This window comes from Candidatus Pelagibacter sp. Uisw_134_02 (genome assembly GCF_047720265.1).
Taxonomy (GTDB): domain Bacteria; phylum Pseudomonadota; class Alphaproteobacteria; order Pelagibacterales; family Pelagibacteraceae; genus Pelagibacter.
The window spans coordinates 495,850-515,934 of the sequence record NZ_CP159813.1 but is presented as its reverse complement, the minus strand read 5'-3'; the positions used below and the strand labels follow the sequence as shown (position 1 = coordinate 515,934).

General features: G+C 29.3%; 26 protein-coding genes. 8 read left to right on the top strand and 18 right to left on the bottom strand.

The window, feature by feature from the left end; translation table 11 throughout:
• Positions 1–48: 48 nt before the first annotated feature.
• Genes ABXT56_RS02845 through ABXT56_RS02815 form a run of 7 tightly spaced genes read left to right on the top strand, consistent with a single transcriptional unit; the run spans position 49 to position 6,985 of the window.
• Entirely contained in the window at positions 49–1,302 is a 1,254-nt protein-coding gene (locus tag ABXT56_RS02845) for a sarcosine oxidase subunit beta family protein (protein WP_415301085.1), read from the top strand.
• Complete coding sequence (locus ABXT56_RS02840; protein WP_415301083.1) at positions 1,302–1,577, top strand: sarcosine oxidase subunit delta; 276 nt, start codon at positions 1,302–1,304, stop codon at positions 1,575–1,577. The genes ABXT56_RS02845 and ABXT56_RS02840 overlap by 1 nt, the downstream gene beginning before the upstream one ends.
• A 4-nt stretch (positions 1,578–1,581) precedes the next feature.
• Complete coding sequence (locus tag ABXT56_RS02835) at positions 1,582–4,590, top strand: sarcosine oxidase subunit alpha family protein (protein WP_415301082.1); 3,009 nt, start codon at positions 1,582–1,584, stop codon at positions 4,588–4,590.
• Complete coding sequence (locus ABXT56_RS02830; protein WP_415301080.1) at positions 4,583–5,146, top strand: sarcosine oxidase subunit gamma; 564 nt, start codon at positions 4,583–4,585, stop codon at positions 5,144–5,146. Before ABXT56_RS02835 ends, ABXT56_RS02830 begins: the two co-directional genes overlap by 8 nt.
• 36 nt (positions 5,147–5,182) lie before the next feature.
• Positions 5,183–5,950 (top strand): transporter substrate-binding domain-containing protein, encoded by a 768-nt coding sequence (locus ABXT56_RS02825; RefSeq protein ID WP_415301078.1) that lies wholly within the window; start codon positions 5,183–5,185, stop codon positions 5,948–5,950.
• Positions 5,951–5,990: 40 nt separating this feature from the next.
• Positions 5,991–6,731 carry an amino acid ABC transporter permease gene (locus tag ABXT56_RS02820; protein WP_415301076.1) on the top strand — a complete coding sequence of 247 codons (741 nt, stop codon included), beginning with the start codon at positions 5,991–5,993 and terminating at the stop codon, positions 6,729–6,731.
• Positions 6,731–6,985, top strand: coding sequence for a GNAT family N-acetyltransferase (locus ABXT56_RS02815; protein WP_415301074.1), 255 nt, complete (start codon positions 6,731–6,733; stop codon positions 6,983–6,985). Before ABXT56_RS02820 ends, ABXT56_RS02815 begins: the two co-directional genes overlap by 1 nt.
• Positions 6,986–6,987: 2 nt before the next feature.
• Here ABXT56_RS02815 and ABXT56_RS02810 read toward each other — a convergent pair whose 3' ends face one another.
• The 10 genes from ABXT56_RS02810 to ABXT56_RS02765 form a co-directional block, all read right to left on the bottom strand.
• The gene (locus ABXT56_RS02810; protein WP_415301072.1) at positions 6,988–7,581 is read right to left on the bottom strand and encodes a hypothetical protein; all 594 of its coding nucleotides are present in this window, start codon (positions 7,579–7,581) and stop codon (positions 6,988–6,990) included.
• A 33-nt stretch (positions 7,582–7,614) separates the two neighbouring features.
• Positions 7,615–8,196: a hypothetical protein gene (locus ABXT56_RS02805; protein WP_415301070.1), complete on the bottom strand. Its 582-nt coding sequence runs from the start codon at positions 8,194–8,196 to the stop codon at positions 7,615–7,617.
• A gap of 110 nt (positions 8,197–8,306) precedes the next feature.
• Positions 8,307–8,891 (bottom strand): hypothetical protein, encoded by a 585-nt coding sequence (locus ABXT56_RS02800; protein ID WP_415301068.1) that lies wholly within the window; start codon positions 8,889–8,891, stop codon positions 8,307–8,309.
• Between the two features lie 116 nt (positions 8,892–9,007).
• Positions 9,008–9,589 carry a hypothetical protein gene (locus ABXT56_RS02795; protein WP_415301066.1) on the bottom strand — a complete coding sequence of 194 codons (582 nt, stop codon included), beginning with the start codon at positions 9,587–9,589 and terminating at the stop codon, positions 9,008–9,010.
• A 126-nt stretch (positions 9,590–9,715) separates the two neighbouring features.
• The gene (locus ABXT56_RS02790; protein WP_415301064.1) at positions 9,716–10,315 is read right to left on the bottom strand and encodes a hypothetical protein; all 600 of its coding nucleotides are present in this window, start codon (positions 10,313–10,315) and stop codon (positions 9,716–9,718) included.
• A gap of 148 nt (positions 10,316–10,463) precedes the next feature.
• A complete protein-coding gene (locus tag ABXT56_RS02785) occupies positions 10,464–11,177 on the bottom strand; it encodes a hypothetical protein (RefSeq protein WP_415301062.1) in 714 nt (237 codons plus the stop codon).
• A gap of 6 nt (positions 11,178–11,183) precedes the next feature.
• Positions 11,184–11,666 carry a hypothetical protein gene (locus ABXT56_RS02780; protein WP_415301060.1) on the bottom strand — a complete coding sequence of 161 codons (483 nt, stop codon included), beginning with the start codon at positions 11,664–11,666 and terminating at the stop codon, positions 11,184–11,186.
• A gap of 114 nt (positions 11,667–11,780) precedes the next feature.
• A complete protein-coding gene (locus ABXT56_RS02775; RefSeq protein WP_415301059.1) occupies positions 11,781–12,350 on the bottom strand; it encodes a hypothetical protein in 570 nt (189 codons plus the stop codon).
• 115 nt (positions 12,351–12,465) lie between these two features.
• Positions 12,466–13,044: a hypothetical protein gene (locus ABXT56_RS02770; RefSeq protein WP_415301057.1), complete on the bottom strand. Its 579-nt coding sequence runs from the start codon at positions 13,042–13,044 to the stop codon at positions 12,466–12,468.
• A 115-nt stretch (positions 13,045–13,159) separates the two neighbouring features.
• Positions 13,160–13,678 (bottom strand): hypothetical protein, encoded by a 519-nt coding sequence (locus tag ABXT56_RS02765; protein WP_415301055.1) that lies wholly within the window; start codon positions 13,676–13,678, stop codon positions 13,160–13,162.
• Between the two features lie 81 nt (positions 13,679–13,759).
• On the opposite strand from ABXT56_RS02765, the gene ABXT56_RS02760 reads away from it, so the two are divergent.
• Positions 13,760–14,074, top strand: a complete 315-nt coding sequence (locus tag ABXT56_RS02760) for a hypothetical protein (protein WP_415301054.1) — start codon at positions 13,760–13,762, stop codon at positions 14,072–14,074.
• 16 nt (positions 14,075–14,090) lie between these two features.
• On the opposite strand, the gene ABXT56_RS02755 is transcribed toward ABXT56_RS02760, so the two are convergent.
• The 8 genes from ABXT56_RS02755 to ABXT56_RS02720 all read right to left on the bottom strand — a co-directional run bounded on the left by ABXT56_RS02755 (position 14,091) and on the right by ABXT56_RS02720 (position 20,085).
• Positions 14,091–14,381 (bottom strand): hypothetical protein, encoded by a 291-nt coding sequence (locus ABXT56_RS02755; protein WP_415301052.1) that lies wholly within the window; start codon positions 14,379–14,381, stop codon positions 14,091–14,093.
• A gap of 266 nt (positions 14,382–14,647) precedes the next feature.
• A complete protein-coding gene (locus tag ABXT56_RS02750; RefSeq protein WP_415301050.1) occupies positions 14,648–15,232 on the bottom strand; it encodes a hypothetical protein in 585 nt (194 codons plus the stop codon).
• Between the two features lie 113 nt (positions 15,233–15,345).
• A complete protein-coding gene (locus tag ABXT56_RS02745; RefSeq protein WP_415301048.1) occupies positions 15,346–15,912 on the bottom strand; it encodes a hypothetical protein in 567 nt (188 codons plus the stop codon).
• 112 nt (positions 15,913–16,024) lie between these two features.
• Positions 16,025–16,612, bottom strand: coding sequence for a hypothetical protein (locus ABXT56_RS02740; protein WP_415301046.1), 588 nt, complete (start codon positions 16,610–16,612; stop codon positions 16,025–16,027).
• 1 nt (position 16,613) lies between these two features.
• Complete coding sequence (locus ABXT56_RS02735) at positions 16,614–16,820, bottom strand: hypothetical protein (RefSeq protein ID WP_415301044.1); 207 nt, start codon at positions 16,818–16,820, stop codon at positions 16,614–16,616.
• A 13-nt stretch (positions 16,821–16,833) separates the two neighbouring features.
• Positions 16,834–17,667, bottom strand: coding sequence for a PrsW family intramembrane metalloprotease (locus tag ABXT56_RS02730; RefSeq protein ID WP_415301042.1), 834 nt, complete (start codon positions 17,665–17,667; stop codon positions 16,834–16,836).
• 5 nt (positions 17,668–17,672) lie between these two features.
• Positions 17,673–18,590 (bottom strand): hypothetical protein, encoded by a 918-nt coding sequence (locus tag ABXT56_RS02725; protein WP_415301040.1) that lies wholly within the window; start codon positions 18,588–18,590, stop codon positions 17,673–17,675.
• Positions 18,580–20,085: a hypothetical protein gene (locus ABXT56_RS02720; protein WP_415301038.1), complete on the bottom strand. Its 1,506-nt coding sequence runs from the start codon at positions 20,083–20,085 to the stop codon at positions 18,580–18,582. Before ABXT56_RS02720 ends, ABXT56_RS02725 begins: the two co-directional genes overlap by 11 nt.

The following is a 20,085-nucleotide window of genomic DNA, read 5'->3' as shown; positions in this document are numbered from 1 at the left end:
GATTGTATTGAATATTCAATATTTATAAAGTAATTCTTGTTAATTATTATGAAAAATAAGTACTCAATATTTTCCTTAGCTAAAAATGCTTTTTCCTATCATGAAAATTGGCAAAAGGCCTGGAAAGATCCTACTATAAAAAAAGAATATGATGCAGTTATTGTTGGTGGTGGTGGTCATGGTTTAGCTACAGCTTACTATTTGGCTAAAAAACATAATATGAAAAATATTGCTGTTGTTGAAAAAGGATGGATTGGTGGAGGAAATACTGGAAGAAATACTACAATTATAAGATCTAACTATTTATGGGATGCAAGTGCTGGTCTTTATGATCATGCTTTAAAAATATGGGAAGGTTTGTCTCAAGAAATAAATTACAATGTGATGTTTAGTCAAAGAGGTGTAATGAATCTTGCTCATAATTTGCAAGATATTAGAGATTTAAAAAGAAGAACACATGCTAATAGATTAAATGGAATAGATGCTGTTTATTTAAGCACAGAAGAAGTTAAAAAATTTTGTCCTATTATTAATACATCTCCTGATATCCGTTATCCAGTTTTGGGTGGGACTTTACAAAGAAGAGCTGGTACAGCAAGACATGATGCTGTTGCCTGGGGGTATGCACGTGGTGCTGATGAAATGGGTGTAGATATAATTCAAAATTGTGAAGTTAAGGGAATTAAAAGGAACGGTAATGATGTAGAGGGTTTAGAAACAACTAAGGGATTTATCAAAACAAAAAAGATAGGTATAGTTGCTGCTGGTCACTCAAGTGTACTAGCTAATATGGCAGGCTTAAGATTGCCCTTGGAAAGCAAACCTCTTCAAGCTTTAGTATCGGAACCAGTAAAACCAATTATTGATACTGTTGTAATGTCAAATGCGGTCCACGCTTATGTTAGTCAATCTGACAAGGGTGAACTTGTAATAGGTGCAGGTACAGATGATTATGTTTCATATTCACAAAAAGGAAGTCATGATATTGTTGAAGGTACATTAAATGCAATTTTAGAACTTTACCCAATTTTTAGTAGAATGCGAATGCTTAGACAATGGGGTGGCATTGTAGACATTTGTCCAGACGCAAGTCCTATTATAAGCAAAACTACTATAAAAGGTTTGTACTTCAATTGTGGTTGGGGCACCGGTGGATTTAAAGCTACACCTGGTTCTGGAGATTTATTTGCTCATACAATTGCAAATGATGAACCACATAATTTAAATGCTGCTTTTAACTTAAATAGATTTATTAGTGGTGACCTTGTTGATGAACATGGAGCAGCAGCGGTAGCACATTAATGTTTTTAATTACTTGTCCTTTTTGTGGTGAACGTGAACAAAGTGAATTTAAAGCTGGTGGTGAAGCACACATTGTAAGACCGAAACAGCCTACCGAACTAAGTGATGATGAATGGGCAGAATATCTATTTATGAGAAAAAATATTAAAGGTGTCCAATTCGAAAGATGGAACCATACTCATGGTTGTAGAAAATGGTTTAATCTAGTTCGTGATACTTCTAACGATGAAATTAAATCAGTTTATAAAATGGGTGAAAAACCTCCAACTATTTAACTCTATGTTAAAAAATTTAAGAGTAAAAACTAGTAAGTTTATTGATGAAACCACAAGAGTTTCATTTAAATTTAATAGCAAAACATATTATGGTTTTAAAGGGGATACGTTAGCCTCAGCCCTATTATCAAATAATGTACATTTAATTGGCAGAAGCTTCAAATACCATAGACCAAGAGGAATAATGACAGCTGGCTCAGAAGAGCCTAGTGCAATCGTTCAAATAAATGACAATACAGCACTTACAGAGCCAAATGTAAGAGCCACAGAAATTGAAATTTATGAAGGTTTAGAAGCAAAAAGCCAAAACTGTTGGCCAAGTGTAGATTTTGATATTGGTGCAATAAATAATTTCATGTCCCCTCTTTTACCTGCTGGTTTTTATTATAAGACATTTATGTGGCCAGCGAGTTTCTGGGAAAAATATGAATATTTAATAAGACACTCAGCAGGACTTGGAAAGTCACCCACTAAGGCAGATCCTGATATTTACGATCACAGATACATTCATTGTGATGTATTGGTTATAGGTGCTGGTATTTCAGGAGTTATGGCTGCAAAAACTGCTGCTAAAAATAATTTAAAAACTTTATTACTTGATGAAAAAAGTGAAATTGGTGGATCTACAATTTATCAGGACTCTGAAAATATTAAGATAAATGATCAAAATTCTTCTTCTTGGTTAGAAAATGAAATTAGTGAATTAGAAAAATTAGATAACTTAGAAATTAAAACAAGAACAAGTGTTGCAGCTTATCATGGATATAATTATTTATTAGCTAGAGAAAATCTAACAGACCACCTTTCTAAAAGTGAAAAACAAAACAAAGTAAGACAAAGACTGTTAAAGATTAGAGCTAAAAAAGTAATTGTTGCAACGGGTTCATTAGAAAGACCTCTAGTATTTAATAATAATGATAGACCTGGAATTATGCTTTCATCAGCAGTTAAAAGATATGCTGATTATTACGGCGTAGCATCAGGACAAAAAAATATTTTCTTTACAAATAATGATACTGCTTATGAAAGTGCTATTTCATTAAGTAAAAAAGGTATTAATGTTGAAGCAATTATTGACATCAGGGAACATTCAGATTCAGATTTTACTATAGAAGCCGAAAGTTTAGGAATTAAAATTTACAGGTCTCACACAGTTGTGAACACTGAGGGCTATAAGAGAATAAATAAAGTTACTATTATGGAGTTATCTAAAGATGGACAATCTTTCACCAGCTCAAAGAAAATTAATTTAGATTGTGATTGCCTATCATTGGCTGGAGGATGGACCCCTGCTGTTCATTTATTTACTCAATCAGGTGGTAAATTAAAATTTAGAGATCAAGATCAGGTTTTTATACCTAATAAATATCCATCAGATCAAATTAGTATTGGTTCTTGCAAGGGCGATTTTGAACTAGATGATATAATTAAAAATACATCAAAAACTTTAATAGATTTTTTAAATATTAATGAAACTGAATATGATGGCTTAAATATCAAGTGTCCCAAAGATAAAGAAATTAGAAATATTTGGTTGTTACCTTCAGATAAAGTTCTTGGAAAAACAAAACCATTTGTTGATTATCAAAATGATGCAACTGCAAAAGATATCAAGCTAGCTCTTAGAGAAGGATTTAGATCTATCGAACACGTAAAGCGATACACAACAACGGGTATGGGTACAGATCAGGGTAAGCTTGGTAATATGCATGCTTTAGGAATTATTGCTGACACAGCAGGTGTTAAAATGGGAGAGCTTGGGACAACAACATTTAGACCACCATATACACCTTTAACATTTGGAACAATTGTTGGAAGAAATGTTGGTGAATATTTTGATACATTTAGACGTACGCCAATGAATGATTGGCAAATTGAACATAATGCAGAATTTGAAAATGTAGGACAGTGGAAAAGAGCTTGGTATTATCCAAAGAATAATGAAACTATTTATGAAGCAGTTCAAAGGGAAAGTAAGGCTGCAAGAGATAGTGCGGGTATATTGGACGCTTCAACACTTGGTAAAATTGATATTCAAGGAACCGACGCTTCAGAATTTTTGAATAGAGTTTATACAAACGCTTGGTCAAAACTTGCAATAGGTAAATGCAGATATGGCTTGATGCTTAATGAAGATGGTATGGTTTATGATGATGGAGTAACCACTCGTCTTGATGAAAATCATTATATTATGACAACAACAACTGGTGGAGCTGCAAATGTGTTAGGTAAGCTTGAGGACTACCTTCAAACAGAGTGGCCAGAATTAGATGTCTACTTATCATCGGTAACTGATCATTATGCTACTGCTAGTGTTTGTGGTCCAAATAGTAAAAAAATATTAAATAAATTAGTACCAGATTTAGACTTATCTGATGAAAGTTTTCCACATATGTCATTTAAAAATGCAAAAATTGGGAACATCCAATGTAGAATTATGAGAATTAGTTTCACAGGAGAACATACTTATGAAATTAATATTCAAGCAAATTTTGGAAAATCTCTTTGGGAGAAATGTATGGAAGCTGGTAAAGAATTTAATATCACTCCTTACGGAACAGAGTCAATGCACTTATTAAGAGCTGAAAAAGGATTTATAATTGTTGGTCAAGATACAGATGGAACTATGACACCTATTGATTTACAGATGGATTGGATTGTGAGCAAAAAAAAATATGATTTCATTGGTAAACGTTCTCTTTATAGATCTGACACAATGAAAAAAGATAGAAAACAATTAGTTGGATTAATAACTGATAATCCAAGTGAAGTTTTAGAAGAAGGTGCACAAATAGTTGCTGACACTAAATTAAAACCTATTGAAATGCTAGGTCACGTTACGTCTAGTTATTATAGTCCCAATCTACAAAAATCTATTGCACTTGCAGTAGTTAGAGGTGGAAAAAATATGATGGGCCAAAAATTATTTATTCCAATGGAAAATAAAAATATCAATGTAACTATTGTTGATCCAATATTTTTTGATAAAGAGAATGTGAGGTTAAATGCTTAATTATAATACATCTATTAAGGGAGATGTGACTCAATCTGATTTAGAAATTAAAGAAATTAAACCTATTATGAAATTAATCATAAGAGGTAGAACAAAAGATTTTATTACAGCTATTGGTAAAAATCTTAATATGGTTTTACCAACTGAAGCTAATACATCTACTTCAGGACAACAATTAACTGCATTTTGGTTGAGCCCAGATGAGTGGATGATTGTATCAAATGAAACTGTGAGTGAGGACAATAACACCTACCAAGTAGAAGACGAATTAATTAAAAATATATCTAAAGCTAAATTGGGTGCAGTAACTGATGTTAGTGATCAATTTGTAATGCTAAATATAAAAGGTAGTAAAGTTTTTGATTTATTTGCTACTGGATCTCCTTTTAACTTTAATGAATTTAAAAATAAGAAAGGTTCAGTTATTCAAACAATACTGTCCCATATTGATGTAATTATTCATCTTACGGAAATAAATGAGGTAAATTTATTTGTTAGACGCTCTTTTTCACAGCATTTACACTCCTGGATGAGTGATAGTGCGTCAAGGTTATAACCTTATATTTGTTAAGATCATTGCTATATTGAGTTTATGAAAAAAATACTTTTAGTGGTGCTATTAGCACTTTTACCCTTCTCTCTTAACGCAGAATCAAAACTTGATCAGATTTTATCATCTGGTGAATTAAAAGTTGGAACTACAGGTGACTGGGATCCAATGACTATGAAAGACCCTGCTACAAATAAATATAAGGGATTTGATATTGATGTCATGCAAGAATTAGCAAAAGATATGGGTGTAAAAATTACCTTTGTCCCAACTGAATGGAAGACTATTGTCTCAGGAATTACTGCAGGAAGATATGACATTTCTACAAGTGTTACTAAAACTCCAAAAAGAGCAGAAGTTGCTGGATTTACAGATTCTTATTACAAATATGGAACTGTTCCATTAGTACTTAAAAAGAATTTAAAAAAATATTCAACTTGGAACTCTTTGAACAATAAAGATGTAACGATTGCTACAACCCTTGGGACATCTCAGGAAGAAAAAGCTAAAGAGTTCTTTCCTATGTCTAAATTACAATCAGTTGAATCACCTGCAAGAGACTTTCAAGAAGTTCTAGCTGGTAGAGCAGATGGAAATATTACAAGCTCAACAGAAGCTAATAAACTAGTAATCAAGTACCCTCAATTAGCAATTGTTCCTGATGGAGAAAAAAATCCTGCATTTTTAGCAATGATGGTTGGCAAAAATGATCAAATTTGGAATGATTATGTTAATGAGTGGATTAAAAGTAAAAAATCATCTGGTTTCTTTAATAAACTGCTTGCTAAATATAATTTAAAAAGTTTATAAAAAATTAGATATTAATCTCTAATTCATTATAACTTTAAGAGTGAAAAATTTACTTTTTTTACTTTTAATATTGCCTCTAGCTTCATGTAGTGGTCAAGAATTAGGCTGGTTTATTCTATCACCTAATAATGTTGAAGGATTAACAAACCTGAAATTTTTACTGAGTGGTTTAACTACAACCATTTACATTTCAGTACTTTCAATAATTATATCTGCAATTTTAGGGTTTATCGTTGCAATACCATCCTTGGCTAAAAATAAATTTTTAACATACATAAATATTGGATATGTAGAAATTGTAAGAGCAATTCCATTGCTTGTTTTAATATTATGGATCTATTATGGTCTACCTATAATGACTGGATTAAGCTTTAGTCCATTTGTATCTGGAATAATTGCACTGGCAATAAGTGAGAGTGCTTTTCAAGCAGAAATTTTTAGAGCAGGTATAAACTCAATTAAAAAATCACAGTGGGAAGCAGGTTCGTCACTAGGTTTAACTTTTTATAAAAGATTAAGATTAGTAATTCTTCCACAAGCAATAAAAAACATCTTGCCTGCGTTAGGTAATCAGTTTGTTTACGTATTAAAGATGTCTTCACTAGTATCAATTATAGGTATTGGTGACTTAACGAGAAAAGCGAATGAATTAGTTGTTTCAACTTATAGACCACTAGAAATTTATACATTCTTAATTTTAGAATATTTAATTTTGATATTAATTGTTTCATTTTTTGTAAGAAAATTAGAGAAAAGACTTAAACAAGATGGCAATAATTAATGAATAATTTAGATAATATAAATTATGATATTAATTTAAGCGATGGTGTCATTACTTTTAAAAACGTCAATACAACACTTGGTTTTGTTAGGTATAATGAGGTAGCTCTAATTGAGTATATCTTTGTTAACCCAATGTTTAGACGTCTAGGACTTGCTAAAAAATTACTGCAGATAGTTGAAGAAAAAACAAAAAACAAACCAAAACCACAAGATCCTGTAAGTCCACTAGGTGAAAAACTTTTTAAAATATAAGATTAATCATCGCTCGCAATACTTTGTAGATATTCAATAAATTCATTTTGATTAATAACTACTTGAAGTAAATCTCTGCCATTAGTTCTTTCATAACAAACTACTCTTATCTTTCCGTCAATGAAAAATAAATCTCGGTACTTGATGCTCAAAAGATGTGATGCAACTCTTTTTTTTGGGACTATCCAATCTTTCTCTTTTATTACTAAATCAAAAAATGAATTTTTGATATCAGCATAGATTTCATTTTGTTTATTATAACATTCATTGATATTTTTATTTTCAAACCAAATTTTTCCATAAAGTGAAAATATTTCATAATTCTTATAATCATCAGGTTTAATTGTAACACCTACATCTTCATATCTATTAAAAGAATCTTTTTTATCCCATAGAGATATTGCTACAAATTTATTTTGTTTATACCAATATGCATATTCTGAAGTAATTTCTGAACCAATAACTTTTTTACTCACATGATCTAGAAGATTATCACCTACACTCATTCCCTCTATTTGAAAGTCTCTAATATCATCTGCTTTAGTTAAAGAATGAAAACTTAAAGTTAAAATAAGAATTAGTAGCAGTCTCTTCATATTAAATACTTTCATTGAGTATTGCGGTAGTGTTTACTTGTATGCTTCATTTAATAAGTATTCATTCATCTCATCACTAATTATAGAAACCTTCAGGTTATCAATGTATTTCATCTCTTTAGTCCAATCCATACACTCCACTGAAATATGTCCAGTTTTATCATTTAATTGAAATGTATGCCAAGTACCTTTTGATTTACCTGAGTTGTCAGCAGGATGAGAAGAAATGCCATGATCGGTATATTCGGATTTACCCTTAAAAAGTTTTTTTAATATGTTAACTATATCTTTTTCTTTTTTATAACATTCATTAATGCTTATATTTTCATAAAAAATTTTACCACTCAAAGATTTTATTAAAAATTTATTATCATTATCTTTAAATTCAATTTGTACACCTTCATAACTTTCATTATTTAGCTCCTTAAAACTAGCTGCATATTTTTTATTATTGTACATATATGATTTATTTTCAATAATTTCATTTAATGTAAAAAAATTTAATGCACTATCACCAATACTAATCCCAGCTATTTCAAATTCATTAATATCATTAGCATAAGCCCAAGAATTGAAGCTAAATGCTATAATAAAAATTACTAGAAGATTTTTCATAATAAAATACTTTCTCACTGAGTCGTATCTGTGTCAAGATCTAGAGTAAGCAGAAATAAATTTAGTGTAAATATTCCATGGAAGAAGAACATTGATTGTAGGTTCAATAATTAATTATCATAAGCAATAATTAAAAAATCACTGAATTTTTTACTTTGTAAGTTAACATTTAGTGAGTCTTTAAATCCTTGTTGCTCTAGTACTTCACTCCAATTATCACAGGTTACCTGTACTATAGAACCATTTGACAAATAATATTCACTTATATTTGATTTACTATTGCCAGTTTTGTCATATTTTTTTTTTATCTGACCAGACTCTTTATCTGAATTCTTAAAAATTTTATCAAACTCTCTCATAATTTCTTTTTTCATAGCAAAACAATTATCAATATTATCAAAAAAAATTGAAGCACCTAAAGATTCAATAATATATTTTTTATCATTTTTTTTGTGATTAACGGTAACCATTTCATATTTTTTAAAATTACTATGTAGATAAAAATTTCTTATTATAAATCTGTCATTAGGGTATTGAGAATTTTGTTTGTTATCTATTAATTCATTTTCACTAAAAAAATTTAAAGCACTATCACCAATGCTCATCCCTTCTATTTGAAAGTCTCTAATATCATCTGCTTTAGTTAAAGAATGAAAACTGAATGTTAAAATAAGAATTATGAATAATCTTCTCATATAAGTACATTTTCACTGTGAAGTATATGTGTCAAGATTTAGTGGAAGTTGCAATAAGGGTTGTGGGAAGTTTTTTTGTTAAAAGTGACAATACTTATGACTCCTCTAGATCATTATTAATAAGCCTCTTTATTGAGCCAATCATGCCATTCCTTCGAACCTAAACTAGCGTTTAAACTATCCCACCACCCACTTGAAATTATTTTCTCATTATCCTTATCCCATTTGCTACATGAAATGTGAAATGTTCCATTATCTAAATTGAATTCTGATACATATGAAATTGATTTACCATAATTATTTGCAAATTTAGATTCAAATGTAATTTCTTTAGTATTATTTATCATTTGTAATATTTGATTAACCATATTTTTTTTTTGCTCTAAACATTGGTCCAATTTATTATCAACATTTTTTAATCCTTTAATTGAATAAATGATATATTTGCTATCATCTGTTTTTAGATTAATGTTTAAAGCATCATATAAATTTGATTCTATAATCATGCCTATTTGATAGAAAGTTTTACTATTAGGATAATAAATTGTATGAAAATTTTGTATTTCATTTTTGCTATAAAAATCTAACAAACTATCTCCAATACTCATACCGTCTATCTCAAAGTCTTTTATATCATCAGCGTTTGTCCATGGATGAAAGCTTAATGTTAAAATAAGAGTTAGTAATAATCTCCTCATGATAAGTACTTTCTCACTACGAAGTATATGTGTCAAGATTTAGTGAAAGTTGAAAAAAAATAACAAGAAGTGAATTGTTAAAAGTAAACACAAACATATTAGGCCCGATATTGATTATTTCGAAAATTATTTAAAAGCTTCATTTTCCATCCAGTATGTAAATTCTTTATTATTAAATCCTAATCTTAAATGATCTACATATCTAAATTTTTCAAAATATTCACTTCCATATATAACACATCCTAATTTGATATATTCAGTTCCTTCTTCATTAAAATCATAATAGGATGTAAAATGAAATGAATTACCTGATTTGTCTTGAAGTAAAACTCTTTTTTTAGGTTTGGTTATTTCTAAATTTGAAAGTGATGAAGACAAATCTGCATCTATTTCATTATGTACTTTTAAACATTCTTTTTCACTAACTGATTTATCTCTAAAATAAATTAACCCAGATATTGCTTGTATTATATAACTCGTATCGCTGTTCTTGATATGTAGTTGTATTTTATCATAATTATCAGAATCATATTTTATCGTTGCTCTAAAAAATCTTCTACTATTTGGGTAATAACTCTTTATGTCATCTATTGTTTTTTTTGAAAAAAAATCTAAGGCACTGTCTCCAATACTCATGCCATCTATCTCAAAGTCTCTGATATCATTTGCTTTAGTCCATGTTTGGAAGCTAAACATTAAGATAAGAACTAGTAATAATCTCTTCATATTAAACACTTTCTCACTGTGTCGTATGTGTGTCAAGATTTAGTGAAAGTTGTAATAAGGTGCGCGGGGAGCGGTTTACTGAAAGTGACCTCAGGCTTATGAGTCCTGCGCTCTAACCAACTGAGCTACCCCGCTACCTAATTGTCATTTATCTTAATAATTTATTTTTTGCTTTTTCAAATTCATCTTTATTCAGTGTCTTATTTTTATATAATCTTTTTAATCTTTTAATATTACCTATTAAACTCTCAGTTTCTTCGTTTTGATCAGTATCCTCAGCATTGTTTTCAATTAGTATTTCTTTTTCCATGTTAACTTTGGCATTTTTCTTTTCTTTTATTAAGTGATATTTAATAACAGATTCATAATTACTTTGTGTTTTAGAATCATGATCTTGAATTTTTCCAATGAAGGGAACTTTGGAATATTTACTAGCTATTTTATTTGCATCAAATGAAACTATTTTTTTTAACTTTAAAAACTTAATTATCATCAAGAGAAGATCTTTTGATTTATTGTTAAGATCGATAAGCAGCTCTTTAGAATTATTTCTCAAATATTGCTGTAGAGTCTCTTCAAGTTCAACATCTAATATTAAATATTTTTCTTGATCTGCTGTGCTGAGTGTATTTAGCTCGTAATCTTTTAGTCTTCTTCTAACCCAGTATGAAGATGTAATCTTTTTATAAATTAAAAATTGATGGACAAATATATTTTCCTCTGAGGTGTTACTATTAAACTTTAGGTCATCTTTAAGATTATCTACTATTTTACCATTTATGTATATTTCACCTTTGTATTCAGTAACTGTTTCACTCTCAATGTGATCAAGTCCAAGAGCTTTTCTCCAATCTTCAGTCATAAGCCTTTATCTTAATAATTTATTTTTTGCTTTTTTAAATTGTGCCTCAGAAAGGGTTCCGTCTTCATATAGTTCTTGAAGCTCTTCAAGTTCATGAGTTAAATCTTTTTTATTTGATCGAAGTCTAGAAGTTGTACTCATGTTAGAATTTGATGAAATTTTTTTAGTTAATACATTTTCTGATGTTGAGTTTCCAAGCTTTATCTGAGCTGATGCTTCAATTTCTTTTTTTTCACCAGTAAAGCTTTTGACTGAATAGCCTTGTTTTAGGAGACTCTCTATATACAAACGGTTATAAATAAATGCAAAAAGAATACCTGCAAATCCAAATGTTATAAATATTGCTATAAACATTATGATTGCCCACATCCAATCTCCACGGGTCAAAGGTACCCAAAAACTTAAAAAAAATGTTGTCCAAGAAAAACCAACTGGCGCTTCTCTAATTGCTCCATTTTTACTTTTTAGTTGAATTGTTGCAAAAGCCATAAAAGGATATTCTCACTGTGTCGTATGTGTGTCAAGATTTACTGAAAGTTATAATAAGGTGTGCGGGAAGTGATTTGTGGAATATGACCGCGGGCTTATGAGTCCTGCAGTTTATTATTGGTAAGCTTTATTATTAAGCCACTCAAGATACTCATCGTTTGAAGCATCAATACTTAATGAATCGTCCCAATATTTTGTAAGTTCCAAATTTTTATCAAAAGTATCACACCAAACTCTAATGGATCCACCTTTTACTTCCAAATCCGTAACTTCGGCAAAACTTTTTCCATAAGCTTCCTTATAGCTACCCTTATAATTATTTTCACTAAAATCATTTAAAACTTTTTTAATATCATTGACTACATCTTTTTTCATTTTCGTACACTTATCATGTGACACAAATATCAATCCCTTTAATTGGTATATTAAAAATTTATTATCACCTTTTTTTAATGTAAAACTAAATCTTTGATAAACATCATTATTAGCATCAATTTCTTTACCATAAAATTCATCATTATTATAAGCAACGTCTGCTGCAGATATTATTTCATCTTTAGTAAAATAATCCAACAAACTATCCCCGATACTCATCCCTTCTATCTCAAAATCTCTAATATCATCAGCTTTAGATAATGTTTGGAAACTAAACGTTAAGATAAGGATTAGTAGTAATCTCTTCATATTAAACACTTTCTCACTGTGTCCTATTTGTGTCAAGATTTACGGTAAGTTGTAATTAGATAAGTGGGAAGTGGATTGTGGAAAGTGACCGCGGGCTTATGAGTCCAGCGGTTGATTATTTATAACCACTCGCAATCCAATCATTAATTTCTTTTGACATTACAACAATATTTAGTGAGTTTCGAGCCAGGCCATCGTTTTTCATTTGTTGAGAAAACTTGGTGCACTCAACTCTAATATGATCTGGATAATTAATATTATATTGATCAATGTTTTGTTTAGAATTACCAGTTGGATCAGCTTCATGATTTTTACTATCAGACATTTTTTCAACATTAATAAATATTTTATCTAGTTTTTTTACAATTTCTTTCTTATCGTTAATGCATTTATTAAAATCGTCCGAAAAGACTCCAGCTAATATTGTTTTAATTTCATAGCTCTTGTCATTTGATTTTAAATATATCTCAACTTGATCATACTTTTTAAGATTATCAATTATCCCAACAACATAATATTTTCTTTTACTTTTAAAATATGGAAGTGTATTTTCTTTAATTTCATCTTCACTATATAAATCTAATAAACTATCCCCGACACTCATCCTTTCTACCTCGAAGTCACTAATATCATCAGCCTTAGTCCACGATTGTAAACTTAGCGTTAATATGAGAATAAGTATCAGTCTCTTCATAATAAACACTTTCTCACTGTGCCGTATGTGTGTCAAGATTTATGGTAAGTTGTAATAAGGGTCGCGGGAAGTGGATTACGGAAGGTGACCGCAGGCTTATAAGTCCCGCGGTTTATTAAAAAAACTCTTTGTTATATTCATCTAAATTAAATGGCCAAATTCTAATTAAAAAAGTTTCTGGTTGAGCTGAAAATTCTTTAACTCTGTATTCAATTAAATCGTTACCATCCATTTTCATAGAAAAGTCTGATGTTGCAAATACAAACCAATTTTTATCATTAGGGTCAGGCCATTCAATTCTAACACTTCCGGTGTAAGATGGATAAACACTATCTTTATTTATTGTAGCTTCAATGCTTCCATCTAAAGCTGGATTTGTAGATTTGATTTGCCATTTTTTGAAGGAACCACCTTCTTCTTTTTTTATTGCAAACCATCCAAAATTTGATTCGTACCAGATACCTTCTATTGGTTCTAATCTACTATTTATAAAAAATCTTTTTATTGCACCTTCAATAGTTGTTGGGCCATTTGTATTTGAGTTCCAGTGTTTACTAGATATTTGATATTCTATTGCTTCAGTTGAAAATTGAAAACTTAACGTTAATATTAGAATTAGTAATAATCTCTTCACGATAAACACTTTCTCATTATGTTAGATATGTGTCAAGAATTTTGCTTTTGAGTAAGTGAAGACTTATGTTAACTTATGGTAATGAGTAATATTAGTTTCATAATTGGATTTGTTTTCACAATCGGTTGGGTTTATGGATTTTTAACAAAACAAGAGTTTAAAACTAATGCAAATTTAAGAATTATAATTCATTGGATAATGGCATTAACTTTTTTTTTATACCATGAAGTTCCTGGTACTCATTTATTTTACACATTTCCGCTGGGTATTGTTTTGAGCTTTTTGGGAATTCCGATTATGAATAAAATAAACCCATATACGATAAAGATTATTTCAATTATAATTTGGTCATTTGTACTTATGACTTTATCAAATATTTTTGGAACCTTTGCTTAAAATTCTAAATGTCTTTTTATTTAGGATGACTATCATGATAACTATCCACACAAAGTTGCACAGCTTTTCTTGTTAAGTTTTTATATTTTTTATTGTTTAAAACTGGATCAAAAATTTCCATAACTAAATCTCTTTTAGGCATTGGACCACGCATACTACTTATTAACTGTTGCAAAATTGGATCAAATAAACCCTCATCTACCTTACTCTCTTTCCACTTTTCACATGCATCTATAAGTATTTTTAAATCTCTTTTGGTGTTAGAAATTTGCAATTGAGTTGCTTTTTTTTTTAACCAGCCAAACATGATAAATATATTATAATTTATTCATCATCTTTCAAACAAAATTCCGTCCAAATAAAAACAACAAAGCATGATCTAAATATAATAATGCATTGGATTTCATTCCTTTTCAAACATTTACAGTTTTTTTCCTTATTATCACCTTTCCGTAAACCCCTTGATAGGAGAAGGAGTGAAACCATTACCAACTACAAATTACTAACTATTAAAAAAGAGATTAAGTAGTGAGGCATTTTTTTGTCTTTATTTCATTGCACTTCTAATTTTTACTAGAGACTATTTATCCAATCTGATAAATCAGCTGAATTGACCATTACTTTTAAATGGCTAGTTCCACCAAACTCTTTAGAAAAAACATAGCAACTTATTGCAGCATAATGACCTTCTTTGAACCAATAATTTATACTATGAGTTTTACTTTTTTTACTTTTATCCCAAGCATATATTTTATCTTCAACAACCTCTCTGTCAGCAATTTCAAATAATTGTTTGACCTCCTGATCAATTAAATTTCTTTTTTTAATGCATTTTTGAGTAGTGTTAATTGAAGATTCTGAAAAGAAAATCGCCCCAGATATAGACTCAATTATGTAATTAGGATCATTTTCTTTAAAATGAAGCATTAAATTATCATATTTATTTAATTTATTTGAGTAAATTTCAGTTCTAAAAAATATTTTTGAATCTGTGTTACTATAAAACTTTTTATTATTATTTATTTCTTCAATTGTAAAGTAATCTAAAGCACTATCACCTAAACTCATCCCTTCTATCTGAAAGTCTCTAACACCCTCAGCCTTAGTCCAAGACTGAAAGCTGAACGTTAAAATAAGAATTAAAAATAATCTCTTCATTAGAAGCACTTTCCCACTACGTCATATATGTGTCAAGATTTATGATAAGTTGTAATAAAGGTCCCAGGAAACAGTTTTCAGGAAGTGACCAGGCTTATGAAGCCTATGATCTATTAGTTGAAGGCTTCATTAGTAATAAAATAAGAATACTCTTTTGATGATAATATAACTCTTAGCTCATCTTCAAATTGCATATCTTTGCTCCAGTCTGTACAAATTACTCTTGATGAAGCACCACTAGAAAAATCAAAATCTGTTATATCATTTATACTTTTGCCAGTTTTATCTTGGTGATGATCATTTTTATAAGAATGTATTTCATAATTAGTAAAAGTATTTTTTAGATCTTTAATAACTGTTATCTTTTTTTTATAACAATTATCAATATCTGAAAAATGTGTAATTGCACTAATAGATGAAATTAAATAATCACCATTGTCTTCAAAATAAAATAAAATAGCATCATAAGTATCTAAATTCTTTTCAGACTGAAACCGTGTAAATTTTTTATTAGGCCAACTTGGAAATTTTTTTTTGTTATCAATTAATGATTTGCTAAAATAATCTAGTAAACTATCCCCTATACTCATCCCTTCTATTTCAAAGTCTCTTATATCATCAGCCTTTGTTAAAATATTGAAACTGAACGTTAAAATAAAGATCAGTAATAATTTCTTCATAAGAAACACTTTCTCACTGTGTCGAATGTGTGTCAAGATTTACAATAAGTTTTAATTAAGCAAGTTAAAAGTTAATTAAGGGAATCTACTGAGTTATAGGTTCTTTTTTTGATTAATCATAAGCTTTATTATGAAGCCAATAAGAAAAATCTTTTGAATCTAAAGCTATAACCAAATGATCAACAAAACCTTTTTCTTGAGAAGTTACATTATAATCATAACATTCAATTACTATTTCATCTTTTGATTTAAGGGTAATAAAAATACTTCGAACTTTTCCTGACACACCGTCTCTATGATCTACAATACCAGTATCAAAAAAATCAATATATTCATATTCTTTTTTAAATTGTAAACTAATTTTTTCTAATTCATTATAACAACTTGTTATGTCGTTTGGAAAATCTATTTGACCACCAATAGACTCTATTATGTATTTATCATCCATATTTTTTATATGAAATTGCACATGGTTATATAATTTAAATCTTGAATCATTATAAATCGTAGCTGAATAAAAAAGTTTACTAGGATATATAAAACCCTTTTTTTTTCTTTGATCAATTTTTTTCTTGTTAAAAAAAGTTAAAGCACTGTCTCCAATACTCATTCCTTCTATCTCGTAGTCTCTAATATCTTCAGCTTTAGTAAAAGATTGAAAACCTAATATAAAGATTAAAGCTGTTAAAAATCTAATCACATTAAGCTTTCTTAAATTTTTTTTTAACTCTAGCCTTTTTCTTTCCAGGTAAAGTTTGCATAATAGCAAGGATTATAATTATTATTAATGGTGAAATAATTACTGCTGCTAGGATCCATCCTGCTGGCTCTCTATTCTTTGATTTAGCTAGTTTAAAAATTCCATAAAAGAATGCAGCATAAATTATTATAAATATTAAGATTTCCATTTTCTCCTTACCCTTAATTGTTTGCGAAAATTGCAGATAAAACAACTACAGCTACAAAAGTAAAAGTAATCAAATATGAGTAAAAAATATCAATATTTTCAATTTTTGCCTTATCTACTGGTTCAGTTATTTTTTTAAGTTGCTCTCTTCTGTAGTAGTAAATTATTCCAATCACCATTATCAGTGTTAAAATTGGAAATACATCAAAAGCACCTAAATAGTTATACGATCCATGAAAAATGACAGGTATAGCTAAAGCCAATATAAGCATTAACTTTCTTTTAAAAGCACTTTGTTCTCCGAAAAGATTTAAACTTAATAACCAGCCCATTATTACACCAAAGCCTAAATGCATTATTAAAGGATAATATCTTTGTTTAACAACTGTCATTGTCCAAGCTGTTTCTGGATCTCCAGTGTTTAAATAAGGAATGTTTTCCATAGCAGCATATCCCAATCCAATAGCTGCTCCATAAACAATTGCATCCATTGGTTCATTTAAATCGGACAACCTTACACAGAAAAATATAAGTAAAGCAAATTTTAATCCTTCTTCTAAAAATGCTGCTCTAAAAAACATCTGGAAGGCGTGTTCACCAACTGGTGTTGGATCACCTACCTCGTAATTTTTATAAGCATTCAGGTCTAAACCTAAAAAGGGTGCTAAATGATCTTCAGTAATCATGATTAAAAGATCTAAAGGTAGATAAATTGATACACCAAGTAAAAAAGATGCCACAAGAAATTTGCCTGGTTCAGGAAATCTATCAGATCTCCAAATCATGAAACCTATTAAAATTGGTGGAAGTATTGTTGCTAGATAAATAAATGAAGGGTCTCTTATCATCTTTGTTAAAGTTTATAATCTATTTGAGGAATTATTTCGACGTTATCAATTCCCATGAAACTAAATAAACCTATCCAAAGTTTTTCTAACGTAACATAAAGATCTTCACCATGTTCATAAGAATGATTTATAAACAACACTTTAACTTTTAAGTTTTTAACCATTTCTACAGTAGGTTTTGTTGCCTTCATATAATTAGCAAAACTTTTTTCTTTTTTTAATAGTTGTGTAAAGGTGCCACATTTATCAGCTACTTGTTTTTTCTTTGGTTTAAGTTTCATGCCTGCAGATTTACAATGTTTAAAAAAATTAACTCTTTTTGAAAATTGCATCAAATCAGAAACAATAACCAGCTCTCTTTCTTTGTAGTCACTTCCAAAATCAGAACTAGTCTCTCTTAATGTGTGAATTATATATTCATAAATTAGACTTTGTTTTGCTACTCCATTTTTTGGAAAAAAATCACTTTCCACTTCAAGAATTTGTTTATTCCATTTTTTATAAATATCTTTAACGCCATCTATACCTTCACACTTTTTATTAACTTTCTCTCCAGGGTATTTCTGACTTTCAGTTCCTTTTTTAAATCTACATTTTGAATAAGCAAATTCTTGAGAATGTGGGGGCAGATCATCAATTTTTAAGTATGAAATTTTATGATAAGGCGGTGTATCTGCAATTAAAGCTTCACCAAATATTCTTCCTTTTACCCATTTTATTTGAGGCCCTTCCCATCTAGATGTAAAATCTACTAAAAATATCTTATGACCTAATTTAGCACTTAATGGACAATAATCACTTTGTCTAACGTCACTATTATAACATTTTGGGAAACCGTCAGGTAATGATGCTGCATTCACTGTTAAAGACCAAGTTAAAATTAAAAATAAAGAAATTACAAGTTTATCTAATTTACGATACATTATAGCTACTCCTTATATCAGTTATTCTCTTGTTAACCTCTTCTTTGAAAGCGTTTACTTCTTTAACATAAGTCGTAACCTCTTCATTGAGTTCATTATTTAAAGATTTAGTTTTTTCTTCAATTTGATTTTTGTCTAAATATAATTGAGACATATCTGAAAAAACCAATTTTGGATCCATTTTATCTTCTGAAAGTGTTTTAAATGGTCGTTTTATTATATTACCCTCTTTATCCTTCCAATATTTTGGAGCAGAAGATGATCTAAAATTTGAATTTAAAGATCTATATTCTTCAATAATATGATCACTGTCATCATCAATTTTTTTTACATACCTTCTATAATTTGCAAATGTAGACTCTAATTTAGTAACATTAATTGACCACTGTTTAAGACTTTCAGAAATTAATAAATTTCTTTCATCAGTAACTTTTTTAACTTCATTTTTAAACTGAATGTTAATTTCATTACCTAAATGCTCTCTAATACGATTTATTTCTTTTTTGTTTTCATTTCTATCTTTACCTATTGATCCATAACCAGGATATGGATCATCAAAAAAATATCCATCTAATAAAGAAAATAATGCAAAGCCTATTCCTATAAAACTTAATACAGCCGCATAAAAGCTCCATGAAACTGTCCATGGATATAATACATTTCCAAATTCAGTGGCTTGGGCAACAACAGCCTCTGTTTGACCCCATTGTACAACTTGTCCTTTTTGTTCAGCTATCGCTCTGAAGGCACCAAGACACCAGTTTAGATAAATAATAAATACAGAGTAAAAAGCTAAAACAATTTTTGAAACGGTTCTTTTTAAACATTTTTGGAGATTAAAGTTTTTGACTAAAAAATAACCAGCTAAAAAAGATATAATTACATTTAGAGCAGCTACAGCAAAGGATATTCCCTGTCCTTCAGCCTCACCTCCTGTCATTGCTGGCCCTAATAATTTAGTATTAACTCTAACCTCTATAAAAAATAATGCAGCAGCAAACAAGAGTCCTCCTATCATTTTAGGAGTTGTAAGAGATTTCGGATCCCTACTTATATCGTGTGTTAATTTAAAATGTTTAACTTCTTTATCTTGTGTGTCATAAGAATCTTTTAGATTTGATAATCTACCACTACCTGTGGTTAAAGATTGTTCAACTCTATTTCTAAAACCATCAATAAAAAAATGTTTTTTCCCAAGTATTGCTGAATAGCCAATAATTTTATTTTTTATAGGATCTAAAAACCTAGCAGCTTCGGATACTGCCTCATGTCTTTTTTCATCATATTTTGTAATTGCTTCATTTTCAGTTATGGAAAAAACCTCTGAATTTTCTGACGGTAAATTATTTGTTCCATCGCTTTCACCTTTTTTCTTTAGGTCTATTTCATTCTCTATATCTGCAACTTTTATATTTTTAAACTCAAAGCTCATTCTTTTACCTCTCAATATACTTCTTATTGCTTTTAAACTTCTTTCTATAAATTTAAACTTCAT

Excerpts from the sequence above, each read along its gene's own strand:
- ABXT56_RS02795 (WP_415301066.1), bottom strand. The coding sequence starts at position 9,589 with ATGAGGAGATTATTACTAACTCTTATTTTAACATTAAGCTTTCATCCA.
- ABXT56_RS02810 (WP_415301072.1), bottom strand. The coding sequence starts at position 7,581 with ATGAAGAGACTGCTACTAATTCTTATTTTAACTTTAAGTTTTCATTCT.
- ABXT56_RS02800 (WP_415301068.1), bottom strand. The coding sequence starts at position 8,891 with ATGAGAAGATTATTCATAATTCTTATTTTAACATTCAGTTTTCATTCT.
- ABXT56_RS02845 (WP_415301085.1), top strand. The coding sequence starts at position 49 with ATGAAAAATAAGTACTCAATATTTTCCTTAGCTAAAAATGCTTTTTCC.
- ABXT56_RS02760 (WP_415301054.1), top strand. The coding sequence starts at position 13,760 with ATGAGTAATATTAGTTTCATAATTGGATTTGTTTTCACAATCGGTTGG.
- ABXT56_RS02785 (WP_415301062.1), bottom strand. The coding sequence starts at position 11,177 with ATGACTGAAGATTGGAGAAAAGCTCTTGGACTTGATCACATTGAGAGT.
- ABXT56_RS02825 (WP_415301078.1), top strand. The coding sequence starts at position 5,183 with ATGAAAAAAATACTTTTAGTGGTGCTATTAGCACTTTTACCCTTCTCT.
- ABXT56_RS02830 (WP_415301080.1), top strand. The coding sequence starts at position 4,583 with ATGCTTAATTATAATACATCTATTAAGGGAGATGTGACTCAATCTGAT.
- ABXT56_RS02755 (WP_415301052.1), bottom strand. The coding sequence starts at position 14,381 with ATGTTTGGCTGGTTAAAAAAAAAAGCAACTCAATTGCAAATTTCTAAC.
- ABXT56_RS02730 (WP_415301042.1), bottom strand. The coding sequence starts at position 17,667 with ATGATAAGAGACCCTTCATTTATTTATCTAGCAACAATACTTCCACCA.
- ABXT56_RS02770 (WP_415301057.1), bottom strand. The coding sequence starts at position 13,044 with ATGAAGAGACTGATACTTATTCTCATATTAACGCTAAGTTTACAATCG.
- ABXT56_RS02750 (WP_415301050.1), bottom strand. The coding sequence starts at position 15,232 with ATGAAGAGATTATTTTTAATTCTTATTTTAACGTTCAGCTTTCAGTCT.
- ABXT56_RS02745 (WP_415301048.1), bottom strand. The coding sequence starts at position 15,912 with ATGAAGAAATTATTACTGATCTTTATTTTAACGTTCAGTTTCAATATT.
- ABXT56_RS02790 (WP_415301064.1), bottom strand. The coding sequence starts at position 10,315 with ATGAAGAGATTATTACTAGTTCTTATCTTAATGTTTAGCTTCCAAACA.
- ABXT56_RS02725 (WP_415301040.1), bottom strand. The coding sequence starts at position 18,590 with ATGTATCGTAAATTAGATAAACTTGTAATTTCTTTATTTTTAATTTTA.
- ABXT56_RS02805 (WP_415301070.1), bottom strand. The coding sequence starts at position 8,196 with ATGAAAAATCTTCTAGTAATTTTTATTATAGCATTTAGCTTCAATTCT.
- ABXT56_RS02735 (WP_415301044.1), bottom strand. The coding sequence starts at position 16,820 with ATGGAAATCTTAATATTTATAATAATTTATGCTGCATTCTTTTATGGA.
- ABXT56_RS02720 (WP_415301038.1), bottom strand. The coding sequence starts at position 20,085 with ATGAAGTTTAAATTTATAGAAAGAAGTTTAAAAGCAATAAGAAGTATA.
- ABXT56_RS02780 (WP_415301060.1), bottom strand. The coding sequence starts at position 11,666 with ATGGCTTTTGCAACAATTCAACTAAAAAGTAAAAATGGAGCAATTAGA.
- ABXT56_RS02840 (WP_415301083.1), top strand. The coding sequence starts at position 1,302 with ATGTTTTTAATTACTTGTCCTTTTTGTGGTGAACGTGAACAAAGTGAA.
- ABXT56_RS02815 (WP_415301074.1), top strand. The coding sequence starts at position 6,731 with ATGAATAATTTAGATAATATAAATTATGATATTAATTTAAGCGATGGT.
- ABXT56_RS02835 (WP_415301082.1), top strand. The coding sequence starts at position 1,582 with ATGTTAAAAAATTTAAGAGTAAAAACTAGTAAGTTTATTGATGAAACC.
- ABXT56_RS02775 (WP_415301059.1), bottom strand. The coding sequence starts at position 12,350 with ATGAAGAGATTACTACTAATCCTTATCTTAACGTTTAGTTTCCAAACA.